We start from the raw sequence: 14,335 nt of genomic DNA, 5'->3' as shown, positions 1-14,335 counted from the left end.
CTCTCCACAGGTTATCCGACCCACGCACCTGGTCCGCGCGGTTTGTGGTGGTTCATCCCTGTTGACGCCCGACCGAGACGCCAGCAGGTGTGGACGACCGGAATGCCGGGTACCGGAGTTTGAAATCCAACCGCCGGTCCACCAACACGACGACGGAGGAACCAGATGGCTGAGCGCGGAGACGAGAGTCTTGTGCACACCCTCAAGAAGGTCGCCGCCGTGCTCAAGCAGTCCGAGATTCCGTTCGCCCTGGGCGGCAGCTTCGCGGTCTACGCCCACGGGGGCCACTCCAGTGATCACGACGTCGACTTCCTGATCCGGGAGGCCGACGTGGAAGAGGCACTGGAGGCACTGGTGGCGGCCGGCTTCATCGCCGAGCGTCCACCGGAGGACTGGCTGGTGAAGGTCTTCGACGACGGCCGGATGGTGGACCTGATCCACCGGCCGATCGAGACTCCGGTGACCGAGGAGACGTTCGCCGACACGGTCATCCGACCGGTGGACGCGATTCACATGCCGGTGCTGTCCGCGACCCAGCTGATGGTGCACAAACTGCTCAGCTTCTCCCAGCACTACTGCGACTTCGCCCGCGGTCTGCCGCTGGCCCGCTCGCTGCGGGAGCAGATCGACTGGGAACGGGTACGCAAGGAGACGCAGCACTCGCCGTACGCCGAGGCCTTCCTGGTGCTGCTGGACCGGCTGGAGGTGGTGCCGGCCGCCGGCGCCCAGCCAGGAGAGGGGACATCGTGACCCACCATCGCGACATCGGCGCCGGGCCACCGGACGAGTACGTCGAGGCGGAGATCCAACGGTTGCTCGTCGAGGACCCCGCCGTCGCCGAACAGGGGATCACAGTGGTTCGACGGGAACGCGCCCTCGTGCTCTACGGCGAGGTGGAGAGTCCGCACCGGCGGGAGGAGATCCTGCGTCGGGTGTCCGAGCGCTTCCCCGACGTGCCGATCACCAGCGACATCGGGGTGATCCGCGCCCAGGCGCCCACGGAGATCGAGCAACTGCCCTGAGGGAGGTTCCATGGTGATCCGGATTGCCGCTGTGGGCGACGTGCATCTGGACGAGGACGTGGTCGGCCGGTTCCGACCGGCGCTGGAGGAGCTGCCGGAGTGCGCCGATGTGCTGCTGCTGGCCGGGGACCTGACCCGGCACGGCACCGAGGCCGAGGCGCGCTGCGTGGCAGAGGAGTTCGGTGGGTTGGCCGTACCGGTGGTGACCGTGCTGGGCAACCACGACCACCAGTGTGACCAGGTGCCACAGGTGGTCAAGGTGCTGGAGGACGCGGGCATCACAGTGCTGGAGGGCAACGGGGTCGTGCTGGACTGCGCGGGTGGCCGGCTCGGCATCGCCGGCGTCAAGGGCTTCGGCGGCGGGTTCGCCGGGCGGTGCGCCAGTGACTTCGGCGAGCCGGAGATGAAGGCCTTCGTGCGGACCACCACCGACAGCGCGGACCGTCTCGGTGCGGCCCTGCGCTCACTGGACTGCGACATGCTGGTCGCGCTCACCCACTACTCGCCGGTGCCGGACACGCTGGCCGGCGAGCCGTTGGAGATTTACCCGTTCCTGGGGTCGTACCAGTTGGGGCAGGCGATCGACTCGGCGCCCACGGCGCTCGCCGTGCACGGGCACGCGCACGCCGGCACCGAGCGCGGCACGACTCCCGGCGGGGTACGCGTCCGCAACGTCGCGCACCCGGTGATCAAGCAGGCGTACAGCGTCTTTCACGTTGGCGATCAACTCGACACCGACCAGGTTTCCCCGATCGGCCAGTCGGGTAGTCAGAGGTCATGGAGCTGATTCTCTGGATTCTCGCAGTCGTACTCGTGGTCGCCGGCATCCTCGCGCTGTTCCGCCGGCAGATCCTGTGGGGCATCGTCCTCATCGTCGTCGGGCTGTTGGTCGGCCCGGGTGGTGTCAGCATCTTCAATTAGCGCTCATACGCCTTAAAACCGGGACCCGCCGGGGTCGCCGCTACCGAAGCTTCGTCCTCCCGACAGAAGCATCGGCCGTGGCGATCCCGGCGCTTTTTCGTGGCTGGCCGGCCTCGTGAACCGCCCTCCCGCTCGGCGGTTTGAGCCGACCCCGAGGGGAAATATCTCGACGATGGAGATATCTCAGGACGCGCCGGCGACCTCCGGGCGGCGAGCGTGGTGGGCCCTCGCCGGTTTCGCGGCCGCGGTCTTCGTCGCCGCCGCGATCGGCGGGCTGGGCGTGCAGGGCACCACCGCGGAGTACGCGAGCCTGCGGCAGCCGAGCTGGGCCCCGCCCTCGTGGCTGTTCGGCCCGGTCTGGTCGCTGCTCTACGCGCTGATCGCGGTGGCCGGCTGGCTGGTCTGGCGCCGGGTCGGCTTCTCCCACGCCCTCTGGGCGTGGACCGCCCAACTGGTGCTCAACGCGATCTGGACCCCGCTGTTCTTCGGCGCGGGGCAGTACGGGCTGGCGTTCGCCGAGATCGTGCTGATGTGGCTGGCGATCGGCCTGACCGTGGTGCTGTTCGCCCGGGTGTCCCGGGTGGCGACGGCACTCATGCTGCCGTACTGGGCCTGGGTCACCTTCGCCGCCGCGTTGAACCTGTCGATCTGGCAGCTGAACAACTGACCGCACGGTCCCCGGCGGCGGCGTCCGCCGGGGACCGTGGCCGTCACCAGGTCAGCAGCGAGGCACGCCGGGGATGTACCCGTCGGAGCCGGTGTACACGTACGCGTCCGCGATGTAGCGGCCGGAGCCGATCCGGTCCCAGATCGAGCTGGTGCCGTACGTGCCGGTGACCGTGGTGCCGCTGGTCTGGCAGGCGATGGTCACCCGGGTGCCGTCGGCGACGGTGCCCACCGAGGCGTACCCGGTGCCGGGGCCGGAGCGGACGGTCAGCGGCGTGCCACTGGTGTCGACAGTGCCGTTGCCGCTGCCCGAAGCGCACCCGTTGTTACTGGTGTAGCTCTTGGTGCCCCAGTACAGCGCGAGGGTGCCGTTGAAGCGCACCTGGATGTCGGCGCCGTTGAGGCGCTGCTCGTAGTGCAGGTGGGGGCCGGTCGAGCCGCCGGTGCTGCCGACCCAACCCAGCACCTTGCCGTACCCGACCGTCTGCCCGACCGAGACGTTGAAGCCGTTGAGGTGCGCGTAGTAGGTGCTGTAACCGCCGCCGTGGTTGATCCGGACGTATTTGCCGTAGCTGGTGCCACCGAGGTCGGTAACCCGGTCGACAGTGCCGGGGGCGCTGGCGACCACCGGGTCGCCGAGGTCGTCGGTGCGGTTGAAGTCGACCGCGTACGCCGGGCTGTGGTCCGACCGGGTCTGCCCGGACCAGGACTGGCCGCACGGGAACGGCACCTTGAAGGTCGGCGCGGCCAGGGCCGGGGTCGCCGGCACCAACGCTCCCCCGACGAAGAGACCCGTCACCAGCAGGCTGATCCACCGCTTTCGCATACAGCTCCTCCTATGTCGAAAACCTTCGATCCGAGGGGGCTAGCCTGACAGATATCGTCAATCTTCGAAAGAGTCCCCAGCTTGTCCCGGGAGCGCGCCCACCAGGCAGACCGCAGGTTTCCGGATTGTTACTCGCTCGTGTCTGACAGGGGGTGGACCGGGCCGGATGCAAGCGCTTACATGTGTGCACGCCCAATCGGACCGGCGACAGGTCACCAGCACGACCGCGCCGGCTAGGAAGGAGGACGGCATGGCGGTCTTTACCAGACCACGCCAGGCCTTCGTGATCGCCGGTGTACTCGGGCTGGCGCTCAGCGCCACCGCCTGCGGTACCGGCGACGACAAGAAGAGCAGCAAAGCGGGCTCCGCGGAGTGCGCCGCATACGAGAAGTACCAGGGTCACGACGGCAAGAAGGTCTCCATCTACGCGTCCATCCGTGACGCCGAGGCCGACCTGCTGGAGCGGTCGTGGTCGCAGTTCACCGACTGCACCGGCATCGAGATCGACTACGAGGGCAGCGGCGAGTTCGAGGCGCAGCTCCCCGTTCGGGTCGACGGTGGCAACGCCCCCGACATCGCCTTCGTGCCGCAGCCGGGCCTGGTGAAGCGTTTCGCGGACGCCGGCAAGCTGAAGTCCCTCGGCGCCGACACCAAGGCCCTCGCCGAGCAGAACATGCCGGCCGACTGGCTGAAGTACGGCACCGTGAACGGGACGCTCTACGGCGTGCCCCTCGGCGCCAACGTGAAGTCCTTCGTCTGGTACTCGCCGAAGACGTTCAAGGAGAAGGGCTGGGAGGTCCCGACCACCTGGGACCAGCTCATCGCCCTGAGCGACAAGATCGCCGCCAGCGGCATCAAGCCGTGGTGCGCGGGCGTCGAGTCCGGTGACGCCACCGGCTGGCCGGCCACCGACTGGATCGAGGACGTGGTCCTGCGTACGCAGGGTCCCGAGGTCTACGACCAGTGGACCACCCACACCATCCCGTTCAACGACCCGAAGATCGTCGACGCGGTCGACCGCGCCGGCAGCATCCTCAAGAACGAGAAGTACGTCAACGGCGGCTTCGGCGGCGTCAAGAGCATCACCACCACCGCCTTCCAGGAGGCGGGCCTGCCGGTGACCACCGGCAAGTGCGCGATGCACCGACAGGCGTCGTTCTACGCCAACCAGTTCCCCGAGGGCACCAAGGTGGCCGAGGACGGCGACGCGTTCGCCTTCTACTTCCCGACCATCGACCCGTCCAAGGGCAAGCCGGTGCTGGGCGCAGGCGAGTTCGTCGTCGGCTACGCCGACCGTCCCGAGGTCCAGGCCGTGCAGACCTACCTCGTCTCGGCGGAGTACGTGAACAGCCGCGCGAAGCTCGGCAACTGGGTCACGGCGAACAACAAGCTGGACATCGCCAACGTCGCCAGCCCGATCGACAAGCTCTCCGTCCAGATCCTCCAGGACAAGACGGGCACCTTCCGCTTCGACGGATCCGACCTGATGCCGGCCGGCGTCGGCGCGGGAACGTTCTGGAAGGGCATGGTCGAGTGGCTGAACGGCAAGGCGACCGCCCCGGTGCTCCAGGGCATCGAGAGCAGCTGGCCTAAGTGATCCCCGGCGGTGGCCCGGTCCGTTGACGCGGGCCGGGCCACCGGCCGAGGTGGACCCGGAAGGGAGGGTTGATGGAGTTCGACTTCGCCGATCAGCAGCCGAAGCTCCTCATGCTGATGTACGGACTGGTCGCCTTCGTGCTGGTGGTGGGTGGTCTCCTACTGCTGCTCGACGTGGTGCCGGCCTGGTTCGCCCGGCGACGGGAGGCGCAGCTCGTCGCCGCCTCGGTGGGTGGTGCTCCACTTCCCCGTCGGCCCAAGCAGCGGGAGGGGATTTTCGCGCTCTTCTTTCTGCTGCCGACGCTGTTGCTGCTCACCATCGGTCTGGTCGTGCCGGCCATCCGCACCGTGCTGCTCTCCCTGATGAACAGGACGAGCACGGAGTGGGTTGGGTTGGACAACTTCGGCTGGATGTTCTCTGACGACGCGATCGTCCGGGTCCTGGTCAACACCCTGGTCTGGGTGCTCCTGGTCCCGCTGGTGGCGACCGGCTTCGGCCTGATCTACGCCGTACTGGTGGACAAGGCCCGGTTCGAGGCCGTGGCCAAGTCACTGATCTTCCTGCCGATGGCCATCTCCTTCGTCGGCGCCAGCATCATCTGGAAGTTCGTCTACGCCTACCGAGGTGAGGGCGACCAGATCGGTCTGCTCAACCAGATCGTGGTCAGCCTGGGCGGTGAGCCCAAGCAGTGGCTGCTCGAATCGCCACTGAACACGCTGCTGCTCATCGTCATCATGGTCTGGATCCAGGCCGGCTTCGCCATGGTGGTGCTCTCCGCCGCGATCAAGGCGATCCCCGGTGACATCGTCGAGGCCGCCCGGCTCGACGGGGTCAGCCCGTGGCAGATGTTCTGGCAGATCACCATGCCGAGCATCCGACCGGCGTTGATCGTCGTGATGGTGACTCTCACGATCGCCACGCTCAAGGTCTTCGACATCGTCCGGACCTCGACGAACGGCAACTACGACACCAGCGTGATCGCCAACGAGATGTACAACCAGGCGTTCCGGTACAGCGAGAACGGGCGGGGTTCCGCGCTCGCGGTCTTCCTCTTCATCCTGGTCATCCCGGTCGTGATCTACCAGATCCGTAACCTCCGTCAACAGCGGGAGGGCTGAGATGACCACCGCAACGCCCACCGTCGCCGCCGGCACCCAGAAGACCGACGGCACCCTGACCACCACGGCCGGCCGGGTCCGCAAGCGGTTGAACAGCCGCACCGCGACGCTCGTCTCGATCGTCATCGCGGTGGTCTGGACCATCCCGACCTTCGGCCTGCTCGTCTCCTCCCTCCGCCCGGAGGACGAGATCAAGACCACCGGCTGGTGGACCTCGTTCACCAACCCGCAGTTCACCTTCGAGAACTACGAGCAGGTCCTGTTCGGGCGGTCGGCTTCCTCCGGGCAGCTCGCCGGTTCCTTCATCAACTCCCTGGCGATCACCATCCCGTCGGTGCTCTTCCCGCTCGCCTTCGCGTGCCTCGCCGCGTACGCGCTCGCGTGGATCAACTTCCGCGGCCGGGACTGGGTCTACATCGCGATCTTCGCGTTGCAGATCGTGCCGTTGCAGATGGCCCTGGTGCCGCTGCTGAGGTTCTTCTCCACCGGGGTCACCCTCGGCGGCGTCACGCTGATGCCGGCCTGGGACCTGGTCGACGAGCAGAAGTTCGCCCAGGTGTGGTTCGCCCACACCTGCTTCGCGCTTCCGTTCGCCGTCTTCCTGCTGCACAACTTCATCTCGCAACTGCCGGGGGACCTGATGGAGGCGGCCCGGGTCGACGGGGCCACCCACCCGAAGATCTTCCGCACCATCGTGCTGCCGCTGATCACCCCGGCGCTGGCGGCGTTCGGCATCTTCCAGTTCCTCTGGGTCTGGAACGACCTGCTGGTCGCGCTGATCTTCGCGGGCGGCAGCGACGAGACCGCTCCGCTCACCGTCCGGCTCGCCGAAATGGCCGGCACCCGGGGCAACGAGTGGCAGCGCCTGACGGCCGGTGCGTTCGTCAGCATCGTCATACCGCTCATCGTGTTCCTGTCCCTGCAGCGCTTCTTCGTGCGAGGTCTGCTCGCCGGCAGCGTCAAGGGCTGACCCCCGCGTCCGCCGCCGCCTGACCCCTTGGGCGGCAGCGGACGCTCCGGGCACCGAGCGGGGGAAACCGTGACGAGGATCGATGATGTGGCCCGGCTGGCCGGAGTGTCCACGGCCACCGTCTCGCGGGCGCTGCGCGGACTGCCGACGGTCTCGGCCGCCACCCGGCGCCGGGTACTCGCCGCCGCCGAGCAACTCGACTACGAGGTCTCGCCGAGCGCGTCCCGGCTCGCCGGCGGCCGGACCGGCACGGTAGCGGTGGTGGTCCCCCGGATCACCCGCTGGTTCTTCAGCACCGTCGTCGAGGCGGTCGAGGAGTACCTCCACCAGTCCGGCTACGACCTGCTGCTCTACAACCTGGGCGGCCGGGAGCAGGTCCGCCAGCGGGTTCTGCGTACGGCCAACCTGCACAAGCGGGTGGACGCCATGATGCTGGTCGCCACGCCCCTGCGCCCGGCCGACCTGACCGCGCTGGCCACCCTGGAACTGCCCGGAGTCACCATCAGCTCGGGCAGCAGGGTGCCCAACTGGCCGTGCGTACGGATCGACGACGTGGCGGCCGCGCGGGTCGCGACCAAGCATCTGATCGACCTCGGCCATCACCGGATCGCCCACATCTCCGGCGACCCGGACGACGAGTTGGCGTTCACCACCCACCTCGACCGGCGCCGGGGTTACCAGGCGGCGCTCCGCTCCGCCGGCCTGCGACCCGACCCCACCCTGGACATCGAGTCCACCTTCACCATCGACGGCGGCAACCGGGCCACCGCCGAGCTGCTGGCCCGCGGCGAGCCACCGACCGCGATCGTCGCCGCCTGCGACGAGATGGCGATGGGCGCGATGACCGCCCTGCGCGACGTCGGACTGCGGGTACCGCAGGACGTCAGCGTGGTCGGCATCGACGACCACGACCTGGCCGGTGTGCTCGGGCTCAGCACCGTCGCCCAGCCCGCCGCCGAGCAGGGCCGGCTGGCCGCCCAGATGCTGCTCGACCCGCTCGGGGCCCGACCGCCGGCCCCCATCGTCAGTCAACGGGGTGCCGGTTGCGACACTCCGGTGGTCCTGCCCACTCGGTTGGTGGTCCGGGACTCGACCGCACCGCCCCGGGCACACTGAAATCCAAACACCGCAACACGGGAGACGACCCTGAACACCGACCCGACGCAGCAGACCCCCTCCGATCAACCGGCCACCGGCTGGTGGACCGAGGCCGCCATCTACCAGATCTACCCCCGCTCGTTCGCCGACTCGGACGGGGACGGAATCGGTGACCTGCCCGGCATCACCGCCCGCCTCGACCACCTGGTCGAGCTGGGCGTGGACGCGGTGTGGCTCTCCCCGTTCTACCCCTCGCCGCAGGCCGACGCGGGCTACGACGTGGCCGACTACCGCGACATCGACCCGCTGTTCGGCACCCTCGCCGACGCGGACAAGCTGATCGCCGAGGCCCGGTCCCGCAACCTGCGGGTGATCGTCGACCTGGTCCCGAACCACACCTCCTCGGCGCATCGCTGGTTCCAGGCCGCGCTGCCGGCCGCGCCGGGCAGCGCGGAACGGTCCCGCTACATCTTCCGGGACGGCCGCGGCCCGGCCGGCGACCAGCCGCCGAACGACTGGCAGAGCGTCTTCGGTGGTCCGGCCTGGACCCGGACGGTCGACGCCGACGGGCAGCCCGGCCAGTGGTACCTGCACCTGTTCGACACCGGGCAGCCCGACCTCAACTGGGACAACCCGGAGGTGCACGCGGAGTTCCTGGACGTGCTGCGCTTCTGGCTGGACCGCGGCGTGGACGGCTTCCGGGTCGACGTGGCGCACGGCCTCATCAAGCAGGCCGACCTGGCCGACTGGCAGGAGCCGCAGGAGATCCTCTCCGGCAACGAGATCGACAAGCCCCGCCCGCCGATGTGGGACCAGGAGGGCGTGCACGAGATCTACCGGCAGTGGCGGCAGGTGCTGGACAGCTACCCCGGCGAGCGGGTGCTGGTCGCCGAGGCCTGGGTGGAACCGGCCGAGCGGCTGGCCCGCTACGTCCGCCCGGACGAGATGCACCAGGCGTTCAACTTCGAGTACCTGCTCGCCGCGTGGAGCGCACCGGCCCAGTACGCGGTGATCACCCGTTCGTTGGAGGCAACCGACTCGGTCGGCGCGCCGACCACCTGGGTGCTGTCCAACCACGACGTGGTGCGGCACGCCTCCCGGCTCGGCCTGCCGGTCGGCACCGTACGCCCCAACGGCATCGGCATCGGCGACCCGCAACCGGACGCCGCACTCGGTCTGCGCCGGGCCCGGGCGGCCACCCTGCTGATGCTGGCGCTGCCCGGCTCGGCCTACCTCTACCAGGGTGAGGAGCTGGGGCTGCCCGAGCACACCACGCTGCCCGACGAGGCCCGGCAGGACCCGACCTGGGTCCGCAGCGGGCACACCCAGCGCGGCCGGGACGGCTGCCGGGTGCCGATCCCGTGGGAGGCCGACGCCCCGTCGTACGGCTTCGGGCCCACCGACGCGAGCTGGTTGCCCCAGCCCGCGCTCTGGGCGGAGTACGCGCTGGACCGCCAACGCGACGTGCCCGGTTCGACGTACGAGCTGTACCGCGCGGCGTTGCGGTTGCGGCGTGCCCACGGGCTGGGTCGCGGCACCCTGGAGTGGTTGTCCTCCGGCGACGAGGTGCTGAGCTTCCGCAATGGTGAGCTGACCGTGCTGACCAACTTCGGTGCCGCCCCGGTGCCGCTGCCGGCCGGCGCCGAGGTGCTCGCCGCCAGCGCACCCCTGGACGACGACGGCGCGGTCCCGGCCGACGTGACCGTCTGGCTGCGAGGCTGATCTTGCGCCGACCGGCCCGCCCCGCCGAGCGGTACTCGCGGGCGGGCCGGTTGGGGCGGACCAGCCCGCTGTGGAGCTGATGTCGTAAACGATTCACGCCCCCGCCCGCAGGCGGTGCCCGCACCGCCCGCACCCTCAAGATCGCGCTATTTCCAGGATGTAGTGGCCTCGGCCCGCCGGAAGGCAACGAGAACCAGGAAGTAGCGCGATCTTGAGAGGCGCGAGGGGCGCGGCCGGGTCAGAGGCGGTCGGCTCGGGTGTGCAGCAGGTCGTGCACGTTGTCGATGTCCGCCGGTGAGGTTCGCGAGGCGAGCCAGTACATGACGCCGGTCGGGATGAAGAAGAGCTGGAACGCGGCCAGCCCGACGGCGAAGTTCAGCGGTGGCGGGAATGCCGCTCGCAGCCCCTGGAAGGCCACCCCGACCAGCCCGTTGCCGGCCGCGCGACCGACCCCGTTGACCAGGTTGCCCAGGCTGTAGACAGTGCCCCGGTGCTCCGGTGGGTTGACGTCGGCGATCAACGCGAACCAGTTCGGCGAGTTTGCCGAGGTCAACGCGAGCGCCACGATCGCGGTGAGCAGGCTCAGCCCGACCGACGGCTCGGTGAACACACTGGCCAGTACCGCACCCACCACCGCGCCGCCACCCGCGCCGTCCGGCACGTCGATGGTCACCGGAACGAAGAACAACACCAGGTAGAACGGCAGCGCGGCGAGGATGCCGATCGAGGCGACGAGGGCCCGCCCTCGCGGGGTACGGCGTTGCACGGCGTCACCGATCAGCCCACCCACGATGGACAGCACCCCGCCGAGCTGGAACAGGGTGGCGAAGACGCTGCCCACCACCACCGCGGTCGACGTGGAGTAGCCCTGAGCCTCGGCCCGTTCGGCGAAGAGCACCGGCAGCCAGACCAGCGAGCCGAACGCGGCCTGCGCGGTCAGACCCTGCAGGATCAGCCACCGGTTGGTCCGCCGGGCCAGGATGCGCGGCAGGTCGGCGCGGCTGATCCGGTAGTCGTACTCGGCGCCGGCGTCCAACCTGCCGGCCAGTTCCGGCTCGCTCTGGCCACGCCGGATGTCGTAGGTGAACAGGTAGGCCAGCGTGGCGACCAGGCCGACGCCGGTCAACAGCAGGAACGGCCGCCGCCAGTCGGCCGCGCCGAGCAGCCCGCCGACGAGCGTGCCCGCGAGGGTGCCGACCCCCTGGGAGAGCCCCCAGAAACTCATCACCAGCCCGCGCCGGGTCGGTGAGATCAGGTCGGTGACCACGGAGAAGCCCACCGAGCCGACCGCGCCGAGGCCGACCGCCGCGACCAGTTGCGCGGCCAGGAACGTCAGGTAGCCGCCGGCGAGCGCGCTTCCGCCGGTGCCCGCCGCCCAGAGCAGTGTGCCCACCATGAGCAGCGGTTTGCGGTTGGTGCGGTCCCCGACGTACGCCCAACCGACCGCCGCTACCGCGCTGACCAGGAAACTGACCGCGGTGACCACGCCGAGCAGCCGCCCGGACACGTCGAACGCGTCGGAGATCGGGCCGTACAGCGGGGGGACCAGCCCGATCGCCACGTTGTCCAGTGAGGCGAGCAGCACGAACACCACGACGCTGTACAACCGGTGCGCCGGCCCACCGCCCCGACCGTGCGGGCGCAGGCCGGACCCGCCACTGGTCACCGTCATGACCGGCAGCCAACCAGACCGCGTGAAGGAGGTCGTCACGCGGGTGGGTGCCGGTCACCGTCGACCGGCACCCACCCGCGTCGATCCCGACGGTCAGCGCCGGTCGAGCACCAACCCGCGCGCCGCGGCGTACTGGGCGCGCACCGAGGGGACGGCCGCCGCCGCGTACTCCTCGGTGCCCTCGACCGCCCAGAGCGGCGGCTCGGCGCCGCCCAGGGCTACCCAGGCGGCCTGCCGGGCGGCGCCGTCGGCGACGTACTCCCCGGCTGGCGGGACAACGACCGGGCAGCCGAAGACCTGCGGCGCGATCTGACGCACCGCGGCCGACCGGGCCCCTCCGCCGACCAGGATGACCCGGCGGGCGGTGGCACCCTGCGCGGTCAACGCGTCCAGCCCGTCGGCGAGCGCGCAGAGCATGCCCTCCACGGCGGCCCGCGCCAGGTGCGCGGGGGTCGACGTGCGCAGAGTCAGGCCGTGCACCGCGCCGGTGGCGAGCGGTCGGTTCGGCGTCCGCTCACCCTCCAGATAGGGCACCATGACCAGCCCGTCCGCCCCGGCTGGCGCGGAGAGCGCCAACTCGGCCAGCTCGTCCAGGTTGACGCCGAGCATCGCGGCGGCGGCGTCCAGCACCCGGGCCGCGTTGAGCGTGCAGACCAGGGGCAGGAAACGGCCGGACGCGTCGGCGAAGCCCGCGACGGTGCCGCTCTCGTCGGCGGCCGGCACGTCGGCGACGCTGAACACGGTGCCGGAGGTGCCGATCGAGACGACCACGTCGCCCGGGCCTGCGCCGACGCCCAGCGCGGCGGCGGCGTTGTCCCCGGTGCCCGCGCCGAGCAGCGCTCCGCCCGGCCCGCCGAGGCCGTCGGCGAGCTTGCCCGCCGACTCGGCCGGACCGAGCACCTCGGGCACCACCAACCGCCGACCGAAGCCGCGCTCCAGCAGGTCCAGTCGGTAGTCGCCGGTAGCCGGCGACCAGTAACCGGTGCCGCTGGCGTCGCCCCGGTCGGTGCGCAGCGCGCCCAACCCCGGTGCGCCGGCCAGCCGCCAGGTCAGCCAGTCGTGTGGCAGGCAGACGGCGGCCACCCGGGCGGCCAGCTCGGGTTCGTGCCTGGCCAGCCATCGCAGTTTGGTGATGGTGAAGCTGGCCACCGGCACGCTGCCGGTGGCCTCGGCCCAGAACCGACTCCCGGCCGAGCCGCCGCCGGCCTCCTCAATGAGGTCGGCGGCGGCGTCGGCGGATCGGGTGTCGTTCCACAGCAGCGCCGGGCGGACCACCCGGCCGTCCTCGTCGAGACACACCATGCCGTGCTGCTGGCCGGCGACGGAGATCGCCGCCACGTCGGCCAACCCGCCGGCCTGGTCGGCGGCGCTACGTAGCGCCTGCCACCAGGCTTCCGGGTCAACCTCCGTGCCGTCCGGGTGCGGTGCCCGGCCCTGCCGGAGCAGGGCGCCGGTCTCCGCGTCCCGGATCACCACCTTGCAGGACTGGGTGGACGAGTCAACGCCTGCGACCAACGGCATGGCGGGGCCTCAGCGGGCGCCGAGCAGGTGCTCGACGGCGAGCTGGTTGAGCCGGACGAAGGCGAAGCCCCGGGCGGCCACCGCGTCCACGTCGACGTCCTCGAACGCGGAGCGGTCGGCCAGGAGCTCCTCGTAGCCCTCGCCGTCGCCGAGCGTCGGCGTGCTCAGCTCGCCGACCTTGCTGGCGGCGAGCGCCTCGACCACCTCGGGGTCGGCACGGAACGCCGCTGCCCGCTCCTTGAGCAGCAGGTAGGTGCTCATGTTGGCCGCCGCGGAGGCCCACACCCCCTCCATGTCCTCGGTGCGGGACGGCTTGTAGTCGAAGTGCCGGGGGCCGTCGTAGGCCGGCCCGCCGTTGGGGCCGCCGTTCTCCAGGAGGTCCACCAGGGCGAACGCGTTCATCAGGTCACCGTGGCCGAAGACCAGGTCCTGGTCGTACTTGATGCCGCGCTGGCCGTTGAGGTCCAGGTGGAACAGCTTGCCCTGCCAGAGCGCCTGGGCGATGCCGTGGGCGTAGTTGAGCCCGGCCATCTGCTCGTGGCCGACCTCCGGGTTGAGGCCGACCAGCTCCGGGTGGGCCAGCTGGGAGATGAAACCGAGCGCGTGCCCGATGGTCGGCAGCAGGATGTCGCCGCGCGGCTCGTTGGGCTTGGGCTCCAGGGCGAACCGCAGGTTGTAGCCCTTGTCGATCGAGTACTGGGTGAGCAGGTCCACGGCCTCGCGGTAGCGGTCCAGGGCGGCCCGGACGTCCTTGGCGAGGTCGTACTCGGAGCCCTCGCGACCACCCCACATGACGAAGGTGCTGGCACCCAGCTCGGCGGCCAGGTCGACCTGACGAAGCACCTTGCGCAGCGCGTAGCGGCGGACGTCGCGGTCGTTGCTGGTGAAGCCGCCGTCCTTGAAGATCGGGTGGGTGAAGAGGTTGGTGGTGACCATCGGCACCACCAGGCCGGTCTCGTCGAGGGCCTTGCGGAACCGGGCGATGTGCTGGTCACGGGTGGCCGCGTCGACGCCGAACGGGATCAGGTCGTCGTCGTGGAAGGTGATGCCGTACGCGCCCAGCTCGGCGAGCCGGTGCACTGCCTCGACCGCGTCGAGCTCGGGACGGGTGGCGTCACCGAACGGGTCGCGGGCCTGCCAGCCCACGGTCCAGAGCCCGAAGGAGAACTTGTCGGCGGGGGTGGGACGGGGTGCCATGAGCA

The 14,335-nt window shown here is 70.2% G+C and carries 13 protein-coding genes and 1 pseudogene; 10 read left to right on the top strand and 4 right to left on the bottom strand.

Annotation, left to right across the window (positions count from 1 at the left end; translation table 11 throughout):
• Nucleotides 1-162: 162 nt before the first annotated feature.
• The 5 genes and pseudogenes from FB453_RS10710 to FB453_RS10695 form a co-directional block, all read left to right on the top strand.
• A pseudogene (locus tag FB453_RS10710) lies at nt 163-750 on the top strand (nucleotidyltransferase family protein); the annotation flags it as partial.
• Nucleotides 747-1,022, top strand: coding sequence for a hypothetical protein (locus FB453_RS10705; RefSeq protein ID WP_091405686.1), 276 nt, complete (start codon nt 747-749; stop codon nt 1,020-1,022). The pseudogene FB453_RS10710 and the gene FB453_RS10705, both read left to right, overlap by 4 nt.
• Before the next feature lie 10 nt (nt 1,023-1,032).
• Nucleotides 1,033-1,809 (top strand): metallophosphoesterase family protein, encoded by a 777-nt coding sequence (locus FB453_RS10700; protein WP_091405690.1) that lies wholly within the window; start codon nt 1,033-1,035, stop codon nt 1,807-1,809.
• On the top strand, nt 1,800-1,943 hold the full coding sequence (locus tag FB453_RS34160) for a GPGG-motif small membrane protein (protein WP_007464364.1): 144 nt from the start codon (nt 1,800-1,802) through the stop codon (nt 1,941-1,943). Before FB453_RS10700 ends, FB453_RS34160 begins: the two co-directional genes overlap by 10 nt.
• A gap of 172 nt (nt 1,944-2,115) precedes the next feature.
• Nucleotides 2,116-2,610, top strand: coding sequence for a TspO/MBR family protein (locus FB453_RS10695; protein WP_145789518.1), 495 nt, complete (start codon nt 2,116-2,118; stop codon nt 2,608-2,610).
• Nucleotides 2,611-2,661: 51 nt separating this feature from the next.
• On the opposite strand, the gene FB453_RS10690 is transcribed toward FB453_RS10695, so the two are convergent.
• Complete coding sequence (locus tag FB453_RS10690; protein WP_112601394.1) at nt 2,662-3,435, bottom strand: M23 family metallopeptidase; 774 nt, start codon at nt 3,433-3,435, stop codon at nt 2,662-2,664.
• 250 nt (nt 3,436-3,685) lie between these two features.
• Between FB453_RS10690 and FB453_RS10685 the strand changes: the two genes are divergently transcribed.
• The 5 genes from FB453_RS10685 (at nt 3,686) to FB453_RS10665 (ending at nt 9,940) form a co-directional block, all read left to right on the top strand.
• Nucleotides 3,686-5,032, top strand: coding sequence for an ABC transporter substrate-binding protein (locus tag FB453_RS10685; RefSeq protein WP_112584077.1), 1,347 nt, complete (start codon nt 3,686-3,688; stop codon nt 5,030-5,032).
• Between the two features lie 71 nt (nt 5,033-5,103).
• Nucleotides 5,104-6,150, top strand: coding sequence for a carbohydrate ABC transporter permease (locus FB453_RS10680; RefSeq protein WP_112584076.1), 1,047 nt, complete (start codon nt 5,104-5,106; stop codon nt 6,148-6,150).
• A 1-nt stretch (nt 6,151) separates the two neighbouring features.
• Nucleotides 6,152-7,120 (top strand): carbohydrate ABC transporter permease, encoded by a 969-nt coding sequence (locus tag FB453_RS10675; RefSeq protein WP_145789515.1) that lies wholly within the window; start codon nt 6,152-6,154, stop codon nt 7,118-7,120.
• A 69-nt stretch (nt 7,121-7,189) separates the two neighbouring features.
• Nucleotides 7,190-8,236 (top strand): LacI family DNA-binding transcriptional regulator, encoded by a 1,047-nt coding sequence (locus tag FB453_RS10670; protein ID WP_112584074.1) that lies wholly within the window; start codon nt 7,190-7,192, stop codon nt 8,234-8,236.
• A 30-nt stretch (nt 8,237-8,266) separates the two neighbouring features.
• The gene (locus tag FB453_RS10665; protein WP_145789512.1) at nt 8,267-9,940 is read left to right on the top strand and encodes a glycoside hydrolase family 13 protein; all 1,674 of its coding nucleotides are present in this window, start codon (nt 8,267-8,269) and stop codon (nt 9,938-9,940) included.
• A 238-nt stretch (nt 9,941-10,178) separates the two neighbouring features.
• On the opposite strand, the gene FB453_RS10660 is transcribed toward FB453_RS10665, so the two are convergent.
• The 3 genes from FB453_RS10660 to xylA all read right to left on the bottom strand — a co-directional run bounded on the left by FB453_RS10660 (nt 10,179) and on the right by xylA (nt 14,330).
• Complete coding sequence (locus FB453_RS10660; RefSeq protein WP_145789510.1) at nt 10,179-11,612, bottom strand: MFS transporter; 1,434 nt, start codon at nt 11,610-11,612, stop codon at nt 10,179-10,181.
• A gap of 93 nt (nt 11,613-11,705) precedes the next feature.
• Nucleotides 11,706-13,133: a xylulokinase gene (gene xylB, locus FB453_RS10655; protein WP_145789508.1), complete on the bottom strand. Its 1,428-nt coding sequence runs from the start codon at nt 13,131-13,133 to the stop codon at nt 11,706-11,708.
• 9 nt (nt 13,134-13,142) lie between these two features.
• The gene (xylA, locus tag FB453_RS10650; protein WP_091405721.1) at nt 13,143-14,330 is read right to left on the bottom strand and encodes a xylose isomerase; all 1,188 of its coding nucleotides are present in this window, start codon (nt 14,328-14,330) and stop codon (nt 13,143-13,145) included.
• Nucleotides 14,331-14,335: the final 5 nt, after the last annotated feature.

This window comes from Micromonospora sp. CNZ322, assembly GCF_007827755.1.
The sequence above is the reverse complement of the archived record's forward strand: the minus strand, read 5'-3'. Positions and strand labels throughout refer to the sequence as shown.